Raw genomic sequence first — 15,934 nt, 5'->3', positions numbered from 1 at the left:
CTCGCGCCAGCGGCTTACTCTTCGGTGTGGCGCAGCGACAGGTCGAGGGCGCGGACGTCCTTGGTCAGGCTGCCGATGGAGATGCGGTCCACCCCGGTCTCGGCAATCGCGCGGACCTTCTCCAGGTTCACGCCGCCCGAGGCTTCCAGTTCGGCACGGCCGGCGGTGATGCGCACCGCCTCGCGCATCGTCGCGAGATCCATGTTGTCGAGCAGGATCATCTTCGCGCCGGCAGCCAGCGCTTCCTCGAGCTGTTCGAGGCTTTCGACCTCGATCTCGATGAACACGTTGGAGGGGGCGATCTTCTTCGCTTCCTCCAGCACGCCGGCGATGCTGCCCGCCGCGATGATGTGGTTTTCCTTGATCAGGATGCCGTCGTAGAGGCCGACGCGGTGGTTGGTGCCGCCGCCCACGGCCACGGCATACTTCTGCGCCAGGCGCAGCCCGGGCAAGGTCTTGCGCGTGTCGACGATCTTCGCGCCGGTGCCCGCAACCGCGTCGACGAAGCGGCGGGTGACGGTGGCGGTGCCCGACAGCAGCTGCAGGAAGTTGAGCGCGGTGCGCTCGGCAGTGAGCAGTACGCGTGCGTTGGCGACGACGTCGCACAGCACCTGGCCCGGCTCGACGCGATCGCCGTCGCGCACATGCCAGATGATCGTGGCTGCCGGACTCAGCGCGGCGAAGGCGGCCTCGAACCAGGCCGTACCGCACACGATGGCCTCCTCGCGCGTGATTACGCGGCCGCGGGCGTCGGTGTCGGCGGCGATCAGGCGTGCGGTCAGGTCACCGGTGCCGACGTCTTCGGCCAGCGATGCGGCGACATTGCGCTGAATTTCGATGCGCAGTTGTTGTGACAGGTTCATGGCGGGCACAGCTCGGTATGATTAAACAGAAATTTTAGCCGTTCCGCCGGGGGCCGGGGCAAGCGTGCCCTGAACGCCGTGCGGCGATAACAGGAGTCGAAGTGCGAGCGCGCGACCTGACCGAACTGCTGATCCTCGCCGCCCTGTGGGGCGGGTCGTTCCTCTTCATGCGCGTCGCGGCCCCGGAATTCGGTCCGGCCGCCCTGATCGAGCTCCGGGTGGGCCTCGCAGCCCTGTTGCTGCTGCCCGTGCTCGCGTGGCGTGGCAAGCTCGCCCCCTTGTGGCGCAAGGCCGGGCCCCTGCTGTTTGTCGGGCTGACCAACTCCGCCTTGCCCTTCGTGCTGTATGCGTGGGCGGCCTTGTCGGTCACCGCCGGTTTTGCCTCCATCGTCAATGCCACGTCGCCGCTGTTCGCGGCGCTGGTCGCCTGGGTGTGGCTCAAGGACCGCCTGTCGGCGGCGGCGACCGTCGGCCTGCTGCTCGGCCTGCTCGGGGTCGTGATCCTCGTGTGGGGCAAGGCCTCGCTCCAGGCCGGCGGCTCGGGCTGGGCGGTGGCCGCCTGCCTGGCGGCGACGCTGAATTACGGCATCGCGGCCAATTTCACCAAGCGCTACCTGTCGGGCGTGGATCCGATGGCCATCGCCACCGGCAGCCAGCTCTACGCAGCCCTCGTGCTGGCGCCCTTCGCCGTGTGGCTGTGGCCGCAGGCAATGCCGGCGCGCGAAGCCTGGATCGCGGTGCTCCTGCTCGCCTTCGCGTGCACCGGCGTCGCCTACGTCATGTACTTCCGCCTCATCGCCCACATCGGGCCGGCGCGTGCGATCGCGGTCACCTTCCTGATCCCCGTCTTCGGCATGTTGTGGGGGGCGATGCTGCTCGACGAGGAGATCACCTCGAACATGCTCGCCGGATGCGCGGTGATTCTCGCCGGCACGGGGCTCGCCACGGGCGCCATCCGCCTGCCGCGTCGACCGGATGTCGCGCGGAGCCGTGGCTGAACGCACTGCGCGCGGCGCGAACGCAGCTCAGTTCCTGCTGCCGTCCACGAAATAATCGAGCCGCCCGCGCGGTGCGAGGTATTCGACGGTTTCGACCGGCAGTGTCGCCGGGCTCAGTGCCGCTTCCACCTTCAGGTCGGCATCGCGCAGGTCCACTAGCATGGCTTCCGAGCGTGGGATGTCCGGGTCATGCAGCATCACGAGAGGATGAAGAAGGTTCGCCGGGTTGGTTTCGACCACCATGCCGACGCCGCCGTTCGACAGCGCCACGAAGGTTCCCGGCGGATACACCCCCAGCGTCCTGATGAACAATTGCACGAGCTGTTCATCATAGTGCTTGCTCTCGGCGCGGAAGATCTGGCGCAGCGCCTCGGCCGGCGCCTTGGCCTCGCGCAGGTCGAAGGGGTTGCACAGGTTGTCGTAACGGTTCGCGATCGCTGCGATGCGGGCGAGGCGGGGGATCTTCTCGCCGGCGAGCCGGTTGGGAAAGCCGCTGCCGTCGAAGAACTCGTGATGGCAGGCGATCACGTTGCGCACCGGAACGGGGAGGTCGCGCATGTTGCTGACCGCCTTGATCCCGTAGCCGACATGGGCGCGGTAGAAATCCTCCTCCGGACCCGTACGCCTGGCGTTGCGCAGGATGCGCGGCGGGATCTCCTGCTTGCCGATGTCGTGGAGCAGGGCGCCGAGCCCCAGGTGGCGCATCTCCTCTTCCGACAGACCCAGCGTCTTCCCCAGCATCAGCGACAAGGCCATGACGTTGAGCGCATGGAAGGCCAGTCCGCCTTCGCGGCTCTTCTGGTTGACCAGATGGATCACCATGCTGTCGTTGCCCAGCAGATTCTCCACCAGGCTGCCGACCAGGGCATTGGCCTGCCGTTGTGCATCCTGCGGCCGGCTCAGCAGCGACCGGAACACATCCCCGGCGGCAACCGCCTGCTGCTCGAACAGGCGTTCGCGGCGTGCGAGACCCTCGCGCTGTTCGCGCACCCGCTCGATGCGCGCGCGCTTCTCGTCCTGCATGCCGGCGAGGGCGGCGGTGCCGAAGTCCGGTTCGGGAGCGGGAAGGTTCGCCGCGCGCGGCGGGAGGGGCTCCGCTGTGCTGCGTGCCGGATCCCATTCGATCTCCGTGATGCCCATCTCGCGCAGCGCCTGGATCTGCTTCTCGCTCGACAGGCAAAAGCGGTTGAGCAGGAAAGGGTGTCCCATCCAGCCGAGGGAGACCAGGGAAATGAATACGCCCGGCCGGAGACGGTCGACGCTGATTCGCGGCATTGCTCTGTTACAAAATCGGATCCGGCGATTCTAGCAGCCCAATCGGGCGATGATGGGCGGAGACCCCCGGTTGTTCGTGGAAAATCACCGCCCGTGCTGTGCCGCGCACTCAGAGCCCCTTGGTCGCCTGGATAGTCCACGCATTGAAGATGCCGCGCGAAGCCTCCGCGACCTCGCTTGCCGTCAGGCCCACCGGGCCGATGCCTTCGCGTGCGAGCCTGTCGGCCGCTGCGCCATGCAAGTGTACTGCGGCGATGAGGCCGGACTCGGCCGGCCACCCTTGCGCGACGAGGCTCGCGATCAGCCCGGTGAGGACGTCGCCCATGCCGGCGCTGGCCATGCCGGGATGGCCCGTGCTGTTGATAAGCCAGCGGCCGTACGGCGTCGCGATCACGCTCCCGCTGCCCTTCAGGACTACCACCGCATTGAAGGTCCGGGCGATATCCAGTGCGCTCGCCACTCGATCGCTCTGGACGGCGGCAGTGTCCGAGCGCAGCAGGCGTCCTGCCTCGCCCGGGTGTGGCGTCATCAGCGTGGGCGCCTCGCGTGCAGCGACGAGCGAACGCAGGTTCTCCGAGGCGGCGACGATGTTGAGGGCGTCGGCGTCGAGTATCACGGGGCGCGCTTGCCGGATCGCCCGCTCAAGCAGAGTGGCGGCGACCTCGCCGTCACCCAGTCCCGGCCCCAGCGCGAGAACGGTTGCGTGCTCGATGACGTCGTCCGGACGCTGCAGCATCAGCTCGGGCTGGGTGAAGTCGACCGCAGGGGCCGCGTCGTCCACCAATCCCACGAGCACGCGCCCGCAGCCCAGTTTTAGCGCCGCGCGTCCTGCGAGCAGGGCCGCGCCGGTCATGCCCCGCGCGCCGCCGATGATGCCGACGTCGCCATAACACCCCTTGTGGGTGTTCTGCAGGCGCTGTTTCAGGAAGGGCCTGAGGATGCCCGGCTGGATCTGCAGCCCCATGGGCGGCAGGTAGTTCGGCGGATCGATGTCCAGTCGGTGCACATTGACGACGCCGGCGATGTCCGGGCCGTCGTGTGTGAGAAGTCCCGGTTTTAGGGCCAGGAAGGTGAGCGTCGTCGTCGCATGGAAGACCGTGCCCAGCACCCGGCCCGTGTCGGCATCCAGTCCGCTCGGAATGTCGATCGCCAGCCGGGGGGCGTGCTGTGCGTTGAGCGCATCGATCCATTTGGCATGCCGTCCGGTGACCGGGCTGCGCAGTCCGATGCCGAACAGGGCGTCGACCACGAGCGCCCACCCATTCGCCGGTGCCGCGGGGAAGTCCGAGACCGTCTCGCCTCCGGCCGCGCGCCATGCTGCAAAGGCAGCCGCAGCGTCGCGGGGCAGCTTCGCCGCGTCGTCGGCAAAGGCGACCGTGACATTGCGTCCGGCCTGCAGCAGCCGGCGCGCCATCACGAAGCCGTCGCCGCCATTGTTGCCGGGGCCGCAAGCGATCAGCACATGGCCAGCGCGATCCTGCGTCAGCCGCACCGCTTCCTCCGCTGCGACGCGGCCGGCACGCTCCATCAGGCTAGGTTGCGCGTGCGGTGCGGCCAGTGCTTCGATCGTACGGATGCCGTCTACCGGGTAGATCGGTTTGGGCGGCAGGAACATGGAGCCTCCGACGGGAAGGGAAATGCCCGATTCTAGCCCCAGTCGGATTTATGACGTCAATGTGCAATCGGCAATGGCGGGTAAAAAGGCGTCATGGGAGCGCGTGCGCAAGCAGCCGCCGATCGCGTTCTCCCTGCATGCGGACGTCGATGCCCGCGCTTCCTCGTGAGGGAAGGGCGCCTCGCCGAGCCCTGCACGGGGCAGGCTCGTCTAGTTTTCGGCCTGCCCGCGTCGCTTCTCGAGGCGCGTCTCCTGCACCAGCTCCACCGTTCCGTCCTCATGCTGGCTCTCGAGTCGTACCGTGAAGCCCCACAGTCGCGCCATGTGCTTCATCACCTCGTCGATGTTCCCGCCCAGGGGGCGCTTGCGGTACTGCTGGTGACGCAGCGTCAGCGAGCGGTCGCCGCGCAGGTCCACGTTCCACACCTGGATGTTCGGCTCGCGGCTGCCCAGGTTGTACTGGTCGGACAGGATCTCGCGCACTCGGCGGTAGCCCGTCTCATCGTGGATCGCCGAGACCTTGAGCTTCGCCTCGTGTTCGTCGTCGAGGATCGCGAACATGCGGAAATCGCGCATGATCTTGGGCGACAGGTATTGCGCGACGAAACTCTCGTCCTTGAAGTTCTTCATCGCGAAATCGAAGGTCTCGCGCCAGTCGCTGCCCGCGATGTCGGGAAACCAGGCCCGATCTTCCTCCGTCGGGTCATCGCAGATGCGCTTGATGTCCTGCCACATCGCAAATCCCAGCGCATAGGGGTTGATGCCGCTATACCAGCGATCGTTGTACGAAGGTTGGTACACCACGTTGGTATGCGACTGCAGGAACTCCAGCATGAAGCTGTCCGCCAGCAGGCCCTCGTCGTACAGCTTGTTGATCAGGGTGTAGTGCCAGAAGCACGCCCAGCCCTCGTTCATGACCTGGGTCTGGCGTTGCGGGAAGAAGTACTGCGCGATCTTGCGCACGATGCGCACGACTTCGCGCTGCCAGGGTTCCAGCAGCGGCGCGTGCTTTTCGACGAAGTAAAGCAGGTTCTCCTCGGGCTCGGGCGGAAAGCGAGGGGCGGCGATCTTTCCCGGCTTGGCGTCGTGGGCCGGCAGCGTCCGCCACAGCTCGTTGACCTGGCTTTGCAAGTACTCCGTGCGCTCGGCCTGGCGCAGCTTCTCTTTCGCCAGCGACAGCTTCGGAGGGCGCTTGTAGCGATCCACGCCCAGGTTCATCAGCGCGTGACAGGAGTCGAGCAGCAACTCGACCTCCTCCTCGCCGTAGCGCTCCTCGCACTGCGCGATGTAGTTCCGTGCGAACACCAGATAGTCGATGATCGCGTCCGCGTTTGTCCAGGTGCGGAAGAGGTAGTTGCCCTTGAAGAAGCTGTTGTGTCCGTAGGCCGCATGCGCGATCACCAGCGCCTGCATCGTCAGCGTGTTCTCCTCCATCAGGTACGCGATGCAGGGGTTCGAGTTGATGACGATCTCGTAGGCGAGTCCCATCTGGCCGCGCCGGTAGCTCTTTTCCGTCGACAGGAAGTGCTTGCCGAAGGACCAGTGGTGATAGTTCACCGGCATGCCCACCGAGGCGTAGGCGTCCATCATCTGTTCCGAGGTGATCAGCTCGATCTGTGCCGGATAGGTGTCCAGGTCGAAATTCGCCGCCACGCGCGCGATCTCGGTGTGGTAGGCGTCGATGGCCTCGAACGTCCACTCGGACGTCGCCGGCAGCTGCTTGACCTTCTTTGAGGTGGCGCGCTTCATACGAAATTCTTCTTGAAGAGTTCGCGAAACACCGGATAGATGTCGGCCGGTTCCTCGATGCGCTGCAGGGCGAAGTTCTTGTGCTCGCCCGACAGCTTCTCATATTCCCGCCACAGGTTCTGCGGCTCGCCCGGTGTGATCTCGATGTACGCGAAGTACTGGCACCACGGCAGGATCTGCGAACCCAGCAGTTCGCGACAGATCGGGGAGTCGTTGTCCCAGTTGTCGCCGTCCGAGGCCTGCGCGCCGTAGATGTTCCACGTGCCATGCGCGTAGCGTTCGGCAATCACCTCGTGCATCAGCTTCAATGCGCTCGAGACCACCGTCCCGCCGGACTCGCGCGAATGGAAGAACTCGTCCTCGTCCACTTCCTTCGCCACCGTGTGGTGACGGATGAAGACGACTTCGATCTGTTCGTAGGTGCGTGTGAGGAACAGGTACAGCAGCATGAAGAAGCGCTTCGCCGTCGCCTTCTTCTCCTCGTCCATTGAGCCGGAGACGTCCATCACGCAGAACATCACCGCCTGTGTCGTCGGCTTCGGCACGCGGATGCGGTTGTTGTAGCGCAGGTCGAAGCTGTCGATGAAGGGGATCGCCTCGATCTTCGCACGCAGGCGCCCGATCTCGTCCTTGAGGTTCAGCGCTTCCTCGCAGTCCTCGCCCGACACCTCGATGACCCTGTCCAGTTCCTTCTGCAGCTCGCGCAACCGCGCGGAAAACGGCGAGCCGAGCGCCAGCCGGCGCCCCAGGGCGCCGCGCATCGAGCGCACAATGTTGATGTTCATTGGCGAGCCGTCCGACGTGAAGCCGGCACGCTGGGTCTTGTAGTCCGAGATGCGCGCGAGCTGGGTGCGGACCAGGTTGGGCAGGGCAAGGTCGTCGAAGAAAATGTCGAGAAATTCCTCGCGCGACAGGTGGAACACGAAATCGTCTTCGCCTTCACCCTCGTTGCTCGCCTTGCCCTGGCCTCGACCTCCGCCCCCGCCGGAAGGGGGGCGGTTGATCAGGTCGCCGCTGGCGAACTGATCGTTGCCGGAAAAGACCTGCTCCCAGATGCCGCCCTTGCCATGCTGGAATTGCGGCTCGCTCAGATCCTTGGAAGGGATCGTGATCTGCTCGCCGTTGTCGAGGTCGCGGATCGAGCGATCCTGGATCGCGTCGTTCACCGCGCGGCGAATCTGCTGCTTGAAGCGGCGCATGAAGCGCTGGCGATTGACCGCGCTTTTCTTCTTGCTGTCGAACCGTCGATCGATGATGCGCGTCATGTATGTCTCCGGCAGGGATGCGCAGCGCCGCCCGGACATGTCGTCCGGACGGCGCATCCGTCACGACGACTTGCGGACCCGCAGATACCACTCGCAGAGCAGCCGTACCTGCTTCTCGGTGTAGCCCTTATCGATCATGCGATCGACGAAGTCCTGGTGCTTCTTCTGCTCGTCGGCGCTCGCCTTTGCGTTGAAGCTGATCACCGGCAGCAGCTCCTCGGTGTTCGAGAACATCTTCTTCTCGATCACGCCGCGCAGCTTTTCGTAGCTCGTCCAGCTCGGGTTCTTGCCGTCGTGTTTCGCCCTTGCGCGCAGCACGAAGTTCACCACCTCGTTGCGGAAGTCCTTCGGGTTGCTAATGCCGGCAGGCTTCTCGATCTTCTCGAGTTCGTCGTTGAGCGCCGAGCGGTCGAGGATTTCGCCGGTGTTCGGATCGCGGAACTCCTGGTCCTGGATCCAGAAGTCGGCGTAGGTCACGTAACGGTCGAAGATGTTCTGTCCGTACTCGGAGTAGCTTTCCAGGTAGGCCGTCTGGATCTCCTTGCCGATGAACTCGGCGTAGCGGGGCGCGAGGAACTCCTTGATGTAGCCCATGTAGCGCGCCTCGACTTCCGGCGCGTACTGTTCCTGCTCGATCTGCTGCTCGAGCACGTACATCAGATGCACCGGGTTCGCCGCCACCTCGCGGTGGTCGAAGTTGAACACCTTGGACAGCGCCTTGAAGGCGAAGCGTGTCGACAGCCCCGTCATGCCCTCATCGACACCGGCGTAGTCGCGATACTCCTGGAAGCTCTTCGCCTTCGGGTCGGTGTCCTTGAGGTTCTCGCCGTCATAGATGCGCATCTTCGAGTAGATGCTCGAGTTCTCCGGCTCCTTCAGGCGCGACAGCACGGCGAACTGCGCCATCATGCGCAGCGTGTCGGGCGCGCACGGCGCGTCCGCCAGCGAGCTCTCCACGAGCAGCTTCTCGTAGATATGCACCTCGTCGGAGACGCGCAGGCAGTACGGCACCTTCACCGTGTAGATGCGGTCGAGGAAGGCCTCGTTGTTGCGGTTGTTCTTGAAAGCGACCCACTCGGACTCGTTCGAGTGCGCCATCACGATGCCGTCGAACGGGATCGCGCCGAAACCCTCGGTGCCCTTGTAGTTGCCTTCCTGCGTCGCGGTCAGCAGCGGGTGCAGCACCTTGATCGGCGCCTTGAACATCTCCACGAATTCCAGCAGGCCGCGGTTCGCGAGGCACAGGCCACCCGAATAGCTGTAGGCGTCCGGATCGTCCTGCGAGTACTGCTCGAGCTTGCGGATGTCGATCTTGCCGACCAGCGAGGAGATGTCCTGGTTGTTCTCGTCGCCCGGCTCGGTCTTGGCGACCGCCGTCTGCTTCAGCACCGACGGGCGCAGCTTGACGACGCGGAACTTCGTGATGTCGCCGCCGAACTCGTGCAGCCGCTTGACCGCCCACGGGCTCATGATCGTGTTGAGGTAGCGTTTCGGGATGCCGAAATCATCCTCGAGCAGGCGGCCGTCCTCGTTCAGATCGAACAGACCCAGCGGCGACTCATGCACCGGCGACCCCTTGATCGCGTAGAAGGGTACCTTCTCGATCAGCGATTTCAGCTTCTCCGCCAGCGACGACTTGCCGCCGCCGACCGGGCCGAGGAGGTAGAGGATCTGCTTCTTCTCCTCCAGGCCCTGCGCTGCATGGCGGAAATACGAGACGATGTGCTCGATGACCTCCTCCATGCCGTAGAAGTCGCGGAAGGCCGGGTAGATCTTGAGCACCTTGTTCGAGAAGATGCGCGACAGGCGGGGATCCAGGCGGGTGTCGACCAGTTCCGGCTCGCCGATCGCCATCAGCATCCGTTCGGCGGCGGTTGCATAGGCCGAACGATCCGACCGGCACAACTCCAGGTACTCCTGGATGGACATCTCCTCTTCGCGGGCCGCCTCGAAGCGGGCCTGATAGGCATTGAAGATCGTCATCTGGATTCCTCCTGTCTGGGTCAAGCCGTTCGCCGACACCCGTCAGAGGGCGCTCGCCGGCCCAAGTTCCGTGGTTTTTCTCATTCCATGCGCAAGTTCTCAGGCTTCATTTTGCGGCCTTAAGGACTCTGGAAGGAAGGGGCTCCTGCTGTGCTAGAATCGAAAACCTACTTTTTACGCGCTCCGTTCGCCCGTTTCGGTCGGGCAGGCCTCGCCGGGATCCGGCGGGTGCTCCGTGAGCAAACTTTGACTTGTCAGGGATCGTTACTTAATGCAGACCAACCAGGAAACGCTGGGCGCGCTGGAGCGCCGCATCGACATGTCCGTGTCCATGGCCGAGATCGACAAGGAAGTCGACGCTCGCCTCAAGCGCATGGCGCGTACCGTGAAGATGCCGGGTTTCCGGCCTGGCAAGGTGCCGCTCAAGATCGTCGCCCAGACCTACGAGTCGCAGGCGCGCTCGGAGGCGATCGGTGCTGCGGTCGAAAAGGCGTTCGGCGACTCCGTGCGCGAACAGAACCTGCGCGTCGCCGGCTACCCCCGCATCGAGCCGAAGGACGCCGCGGCCGAGGGCACGCTGTCGTTCAGCGCCGTGTTCGAAGTCTATCCGCAGGTGGAGCTGGGCGACCTGTCGCAGAGCAAGATCGAGCGTCCGGTGCTGTCGGTCGGCGATGCCGAAGTCGACAAGACCATCGAAGTGCTGCGCAAGCAGCGCACCCGTTTCGAGACCGCCGAGCGCGCCGCCGCTGACGGCGACCGCGTCGTGATCGACTTCGCCGGCCGCAAGGACGGCGAGCTGTTCGACGGCGGCCAGGCGCAGGACTTCCCCTTCGTCATCGGCGCGGGCTCGATGCTCAAGGATTTCGAGACGGCCGTGACCGGTCTTGCTGCTGGCGAAAGCAAGACTTTCGACATGACCTTCCCCGAGGATTACCACGCGGCTAACCTCGCCGGCCAGACGGTCCAGTTCGAAGTCACCGTGAAGCGCGTCGAAGCAGCCGTGCTGCCGGAGGTCGATGCCGACCTCGCCCGTGCGCTGGGCGTTGCCGACGGCGACGTCGCCAAGCTGCGCGACGAAGTGCGCGCCAACCTCGAGCGCGAAGTGAAGCGCCGCATCCAGGCCAAGATCAAGGAACAGGTCATGGACGCGCTGCTGGCGGCCAACCCGATCGAAGTGCCGAAGGCGCTGATCGACGCCGAGAGCCGTCAGCTGGCCGAGAACGCCAAGCGTGACCTCGAGATGCGCGGCATGAAGACCAAGGACATCCCGGTCGAGCCCGCCTGGTTTGCCGATCAGGCCGTGCGCCGCGTCAAACTGGGCCTGATCATGGCTGAACTCGTGAAGGCGAAGGAACTCTACGCCAAGCCGGAGCAGGTGCGCGCACTGGTCGAGGAGATGGCCCAGAGCTACGAAGATCCGTCGGAACTGGTACGCTGGTATTACGCGCAGCCGGAGCGCCTCGCGCAGGCCGAGGCCGTCGTGATCGAGGACAACGTGGTCGAGTGGGTCAGCTCGCAGGCCCAGACCAGTGATAACGCGGTTTCGTTCGACGAACTGATGGGTAACAACGCGGCCTGATGCCGCAAAGGTCCAAGGAATGAGCAACATGGCGCCACATTCGGGCAGCAGCTGGGATCCGGTCGGCCTCGGCCTGGTTCCGATGGTGGTTGAACAGAGCGGTCGGGGCGAACGCGCCTACGACATCTATTCACGCCTCCTGAAGGAGCGCGTGGTGTTTCTGGTCGGTCCGGTGAACGACGTCACCGCCAACCTGATCGTGGCGCAATTGCTCTTCCTTGAGTCCGAGAACCCGGACAAGGACATCTTCTTCTACATCAACTCCCCCGGGGGTTCGGTGTCGGCGGGGATGGCGATCTACGACACCATGCAGTTCATCAAACCCGACGTCAGCACGCTGTGCATCGGGCAGGCCGCGAGCATGGGTTCCTTCCTGCTCGCCGCCGGCGCGAAGGGCAAGCGCTTCTGCCTGCCCAACTCCCGCGTCATGATTCACCAGCCGCTGGGTGGTTTCCAGGGCCAGGCGTCTGACATCGAGATCCATGCCCGCGAGATCCTCAACATCCGGGCTCGACTCAACGAAATGCTCGCGAAGCACACCGGGCAGGCCATCGAGCGGATCGAGAAGGACACGGATCGCGACAACTTCATGTCGGCCAAGGATGCAATGGAGTACGGCATCGTGGACAAGGTCCTGACGACCCGCTCCGAAGCCTGACATACGAGAGGAAGACCATGACGGATAAGAAGGCGGGCGGCGAAAAGCTGCTGTACTGCTCGTTCTGCGGAAAGAGCCAGCATGAGGTTCGCAAACTCATTGCGGGACCGTCGGTCTTTATCTGCGACGAGTGCATCGAGCTGTGCAACGACATCATCCGTGATGAGATCGCACAGTCGGCCGAGGCGGAAGGCGGCAGCAGCAGCCTGCCGACGCCGGCCGAGATCTGCGAGATCCTCAACCAGTACGTGATCGGCCAGCAACAGGCCAAGCGCAACCTGGCCGTCGCGGTGTACAACCACTACAAGCGCCTGCGCCACATTTCGGGGCGCAAGGACGACGTCGAGCTGTCGAAGAGCAACATCCTGCTGATCGGGCCGACCGGCTCCGGCAAGACGCTGCTCGCGCAGACGCTCGCGCGCCTGCTCAACGTGCCGTTCGTGATGGCGGATGCAACGACGCTCACCGAAGCCGGCTACGTCGGCGAGGACGTCGAGAACATCATCCAGAAGCTGCTGCAGAAGTGCGACTACGACGTCGACAAGGCGCAGCACGGCATCGTCTACATCGACGAGATCGACAAGATCTCGCGCAAGTCGGACAACCCCTCGATCACGCGCGACGTGTCCGGCGAGGGCGTGCAGCAGGCCCTGCTGAAGCTGATCGAAGGCACCGTGGCCTCGATTCCGCCGCAGGGCGGGCGCAAGCATCCCAACCAGGATTTCATCCAGGTCGATACCACCAACATCCTCTTCATCTGCGGCGGCGCGTTCGACGGCCTCGAGAAGGTCATCCGCAACCGCACGGAGAAGATCGGCATCGGATTCGGCGCGGAGATCAAGAGCCGCCAGGGGCGCGACCTCACCGAGTCCTTCCGCCAGGTCGAACCCGAGGATCTGGTCAAGTTCGGCCTGATCCCGGAATTCGTCGGCCGCCTGCCGGTCGTTGCCACCTTGCAGGAACTCGACGAGGCGGCGCTGATCCAGATTCTCGTCGAGCCCAAGAACGCGCTGGTGAAGCAATACCAGAAGCTGTTCTCCATGGAAGGCGTCGAACTCGAAATCCGTCCGGCGGCACTGCACGCCGTGGCGCGCAAGGCGATCCGCCGCAAGACCGGCGCGCGCGGCCTGCGTTCGATCCTCGAGGGGGCGCTGCTGGACATCATGTACGATTTGCCCACCATGAAAGGGGTGGAGAAGGTGGTCGTCGACGAAGGCACCATCGAAGAAGGCGCCCAGCCGCTGTTGATCTACGCGGACCAACAGAAAGTGTCGGGTTCCAACTAAAACCGAAATCGGTTCTAGGCGCCGCTTGATATTTCATGGTCGGGCCCCCATGTGGGCCTGACCAATCCTTTCGAGGTAAAAACAATCATGTCAGGCCCGCTTGACCTCCCCCACGAGCAAATGGAACTGCCGCTGCTGCCGCTGCGCGACGTAGTGGTGTTCCCGCACATGGTGATTCCGCTCTTCGTGGGTCGCCCCAAGTCCATCAAGGCACTCGAGAACGCCATGGAGGCGGGCAAGGGCATCCTCCTGGTGGCGCAGAAATCCGCCGCCAAGGACGAGCCGTCGGCCGAAGACCTCTACGAGATCGGCTGCATCGCCAACATCCTGCAGATGCTCAAGCTGCCCGACGGCACCATCAAGGTGCTGGTCGAAGGCGTGCAGCGGGCGCGTGTCGATTCGGTCGAGGACCTGCGCAGCGTGTTCGTGGCCAAGGTCACCCCGGTGCCGGTGCCCGAGACCGACAACAACGAACTCGAAGCGATGCGCCGCGCGATCATCGCCCAGTTCGACCAGTACGTTAAGCTGAACAAGAAGATCCCGCCGGAGATCCTTGCGTCCCTGTCCGGGATCGATGATGCCGGCCGGCTCGCGGATACCATCGCCGCCCACCTGCCGCTCAAGCTCGAGCAGAAGCAGGAAGTGCTGGAGATGGCCGACACCGGCGATCGCCTGGAGCGCCTGCTGTCCCAGCTCGAGACCGAGCTCGACATCCTGCAGGTCGAAAAGCGCATCCGTGGCCGCGTCAAGCGCCAGATGGAGAAGAGCCAGCGCGAGTACTACCTGAACGAACAGGTCAAGGCGATCCAGAAGGAACTCGGGGAAGGCGAGGAGGGTGCCGACCTCGAGGAGATGGACAAGAAGATCAAGGCCGCGGGCATGCCCAAGGAGGCGCTCGCGAAGGCGCAGGCGGAGTTCAAGAAGCTGCGCCTGATGTCCCCGATGTCGGCCGAAGCGACCGTCGTGCGCAACTACATCGACACGCTGGTCGGCCTGCCATGGAAGAAGAAGTCGCGTGTGAGCCGCGACCTTGCCGAGGCGGAGAAGATCCTCGACAAGGATCACTACGGTCTCGAGCGGGTGAAGGAACGCATCCTCGAATATCTTGCGGTCCAGCAGCGGGTCGACAAGGTCAAGGCGCCGATCCTGTGCCTCGTCGGCCCCCCGGGCGTCGGCAAGACCTCGCTCGGCCAGTCGATCGCCAAGTCGACGAACCGCAAGTTCATCCGCATGGCGCTGGGCGGCGTGCGTGACGAGGCCGAGATCCGTGGCCACCGTCGCACCTACATCGGCTCGATGCCGGGCAAGATCCTGCAGAACATGAGCAAGGTCGGGGTGAAGAACCCGCTGTTCCTGCTCGACGAGGTGGACAAGCTCGGCATGGACTTCCGCGGCGATCCGAGCTCGGCACTGCTCGAAGTGCTCGACCCCGAGCAGAACCACACCTTCCAGGATCACTACATCGAGGTCGATTTCGACCTGTCGGACGTGATGTTCGTGGCGACGGCGAACACCCTCAACATCCCGGCGGCGCTGCTCGACCGGATGGAGGTGATCCGCCTGTCCGGCTACACGGAAGACGAGAAGGTCAACATCGCGCTGCGCTATCTGCTGCCCAAGCAGATGAAGAACAACGGCCTCAAGCGCGACGAGCTGTCGGTGACCGAGGAAGCGCTGCGCGACGTGTGCCGCTACTACACCCGTGAGGCGGGCGTGCGCAGCATGGAGCGCGAGATCTCCAAGATCTGCCGCAAGGTGGTGAAGTCGCTGGTGCTGAAGAAGCGCACCAGCAAGGTGGTCGTCAACGCGAAGAATCTCGACAAGTACCTGGGCGTGCGCAAGTACTCCTTCGGCATGGCCGAGAAGGAAAACCAGATCGGCCAGGTGACGGGCCTAGCCTGGACCGAGGTCGGCGGCGAGCTGCTGACCGTGGAAGCAGTCGCGCTGCCGGGCAAGGGCAAGGTCATGACGACCGGCAAGCTCGGCGAGGTGATGCAGGAGTCGATCCAGGCGGCGCTGTCGGTGGTGCGCAAGCGTTCGCGCTCGCTGGGCATCCAGGAAGACTTCTACCAGAAGAGCGACATCCACATCCACCTGCCGGAAGGCGCGATTCCGAAGGACGGTCCGTCGGCGGGCATCGCGATCTGCTCCGCGCTGGTGTCGGTGCTCTCGGGCATTCCGGTGCGTTGCGACGTTGCGATGACCGGGGAAATCACGCTCCGCGGCGAAGTGCTGCCGATCGGCGGTCTCAAGGAGAAGTTGCTCGCAGCGGTGCGCGGCGGAATCCGCGTGGCGCTGATCCCTGAAGAGAACGTGAAGGATCTCGTGGAAATTCCCGAGAACATCAAGAACGCGCTCGAGGTGATCCCCGTGCGCTGGATCGACCAGGTGCTCGAGCATGCCCTCGAGCGCACGCCTCAGCCCCTGCCCGAGGCCGTGGTCGAGGAGACGCCGCCGGCGGACTCCGCCGAGGGCAGCGCGAGCGGCAAGACCGTCCGCGCACACTGAGAGCGAGGGACGGGTCCCCGAGTCCCGCGTCGAATACGCGCTGCAACGATGTAAATCGCTGCAGCGCGTATTGACACCCCGGAAGACCGCGCGATATAAAGGCCGTGCTTCTCGCAACGCATTTGGAATCGCCCTGAATGCGGCTCCGGCTGTGG

11 protein-coding genes are annotated in these 15,934 nt (G+C 64.5%); 5 read left to right on the top strand and 6 right to left on the bottom strand.

The window, feature by feature from the left end:
- Nucleotides 1-14 precede the first annotated feature (14 nt).
- Nucleotides 15-863, bottom strand: coding sequence for a carboxylating nicotinate-nucleotide diphosphorylase (gene nadC / locus U5817_RS18200; protein WP_169129810.1), 849 nt, complete (start codon nucleotides 861-863; stop codon nucleotides 15-17).
- Nucleotides 864-964: 101 nt separating this feature from the next.
- Between nadC and U5817_RS18195 the strand changes: the two genes are divergently transcribed.
- Nucleotides 965-1,861 (top strand): DMT family transporter, encoded by an 897-nt coding sequence (locus U5817_RS18195; protein ID WP_407278334.1) that lies wholly within the window; start codon nucleotides 965-967, stop codon nucleotides 1,859-1,861.
- A 27-nt stretch (nucleotides 1,862-1,888) separates the two neighbouring features.
- Here the strand turns inward: U5817_RS18195 and U5817_RS18190 are convergent, their stop codons facing one another.
- From U5817_RS18190 to U5817_RS18170, 5 genes are all read right to left on the bottom strand, one after another.
- Nucleotides 1,889-3,136, bottom strand: coding sequence for an HD-GYP domain-containing protein (locus U5817_RS18190; RefSeq protein WP_407278333.1), 1,248 nt, complete (start codon nucleotides 3,134-3,136; stop codon nucleotides 1,889-1,891).
- A gap of 109 nt (nucleotides 3,137-3,245) precedes the next feature.
- Entirely contained in the window at nucleotides 3,246-4,751 is a 1,506-nt protein-coding gene (locus tag U5817_RS18185; RefSeq protein WP_407278332.1) for an NAD(P)H-hydrate dehydratase, read from the bottom strand.
- Between the two features lie 210 nt (nucleotides 4,752-4,961).
- Nucleotides 4,962-6,500: a SpoVR family protein gene (locus U5817_RS18180; protein ID WP_169129804.1), complete on the bottom strand. Its 1,539-nt coding sequence runs from the start codon at nucleotides 6,498-6,500 to the stop codon at nucleotides 4,962-4,964.
- The gene (locus tag U5817_RS18175) at nucleotides 6,497-7,765 is read right to left on the bottom strand and encodes a YeaH/YhbH family protein (protein WP_407278331.1); all 1,269 of its coding nucleotides are present in this window, start codon (nucleotides 7,763-7,765) and stop codon (nucleotides 6,497-6,499) included. The genes U5817_RS18180 and U5817_RS18175 overlap by 4 nt, the downstream gene beginning before the upstream one ends.
- 60 nt (nucleotides 7,766-7,825) lie before the next feature.
- Nucleotides 7,826-9,748: a PrkA family serine protein kinase gene (locus tag U5817_RS18170; RefSeq protein WP_169129802.1), complete on the bottom strand. Its 1,923-nt coding sequence runs from the start codon at nucleotides 9,746-9,748 to the stop codon at nucleotides 7,826-7,828.
- Nucleotides 9,749-10,019: 271 nt separating this feature from the next.
- Here U5817_RS18170 and tig point away from each other — a divergent pair, with 271 nt between their 5' ends.
- The 4 genes from tig to lon all read left to right on the top strand — a co-directional run bounded on the left by tig (nucleotide 10,020) and on the right by lon (nucleotide 15,779).
- The gene (tig, locus tag U5817_RS18165; protein WP_169129801.1) at nucleotides 10,020-11,327 is read left to right on the top strand and encodes a trigger factor; all 1,308 of its coding nucleotides are present in this window, start codon (nucleotides 10,020-10,022) and stop codon (nucleotides 11,325-11,327) included.
- Between the two features lie 19 nt (nucleotides 11,328-11,346).
- Complete coding sequence (clpP, locus tag U5817_RS18160; protein WP_076601043.1) at nucleotides 11,347-11,985, top strand: ATP-dependent Clp endopeptidase proteolytic subunit ClpP; 639 nt, start codon at nucleotides 11,347-11,349, stop codon at nucleotides 11,983-11,985.
- 17 nt (nucleotides 11,986-12,002) lie between these two features.
- Nucleotides 12,003-13,271, top strand: a complete 1,269-nt coding sequence (gene clpX / locus U5817_RS18155; protein WP_169129800.1) for an ATP-dependent Clp protease ATP-binding subunit ClpX — start codon at nucleotides 12,003-12,005, stop codon at nucleotides 13,269-13,271.
- A gap of 87 nt (nucleotides 13,272-13,358) precedes the next feature.
- Complete coding sequence (lon, locus tag U5817_RS18150; RefSeq protein ID WP_169129799.1) at nucleotides 13,359-15,779, top strand: endopeptidase La; 2,421 nt, start codon at nucleotides 13,359-13,361, stop codon at nucleotides 15,777-15,779.
- The last annotated feature ends 155 nt before the right edge of the window (nucleotides 15,780-15,934 follow it).

It is taken from the genome of Aromatoleum evansii (genome assembly GCF_045689615.1).
GTDB lineage: Bacteria > Pseudomonadota > Gammaproteobacteria > Burkholderiales > Rhodocyclaceae > Aromatoleum > Aromatoleum evansii.
Note: the sequence above shows the minus strand (reverse complement) of the source record. Positions and strands in the feature narration are given on the sequence as shown.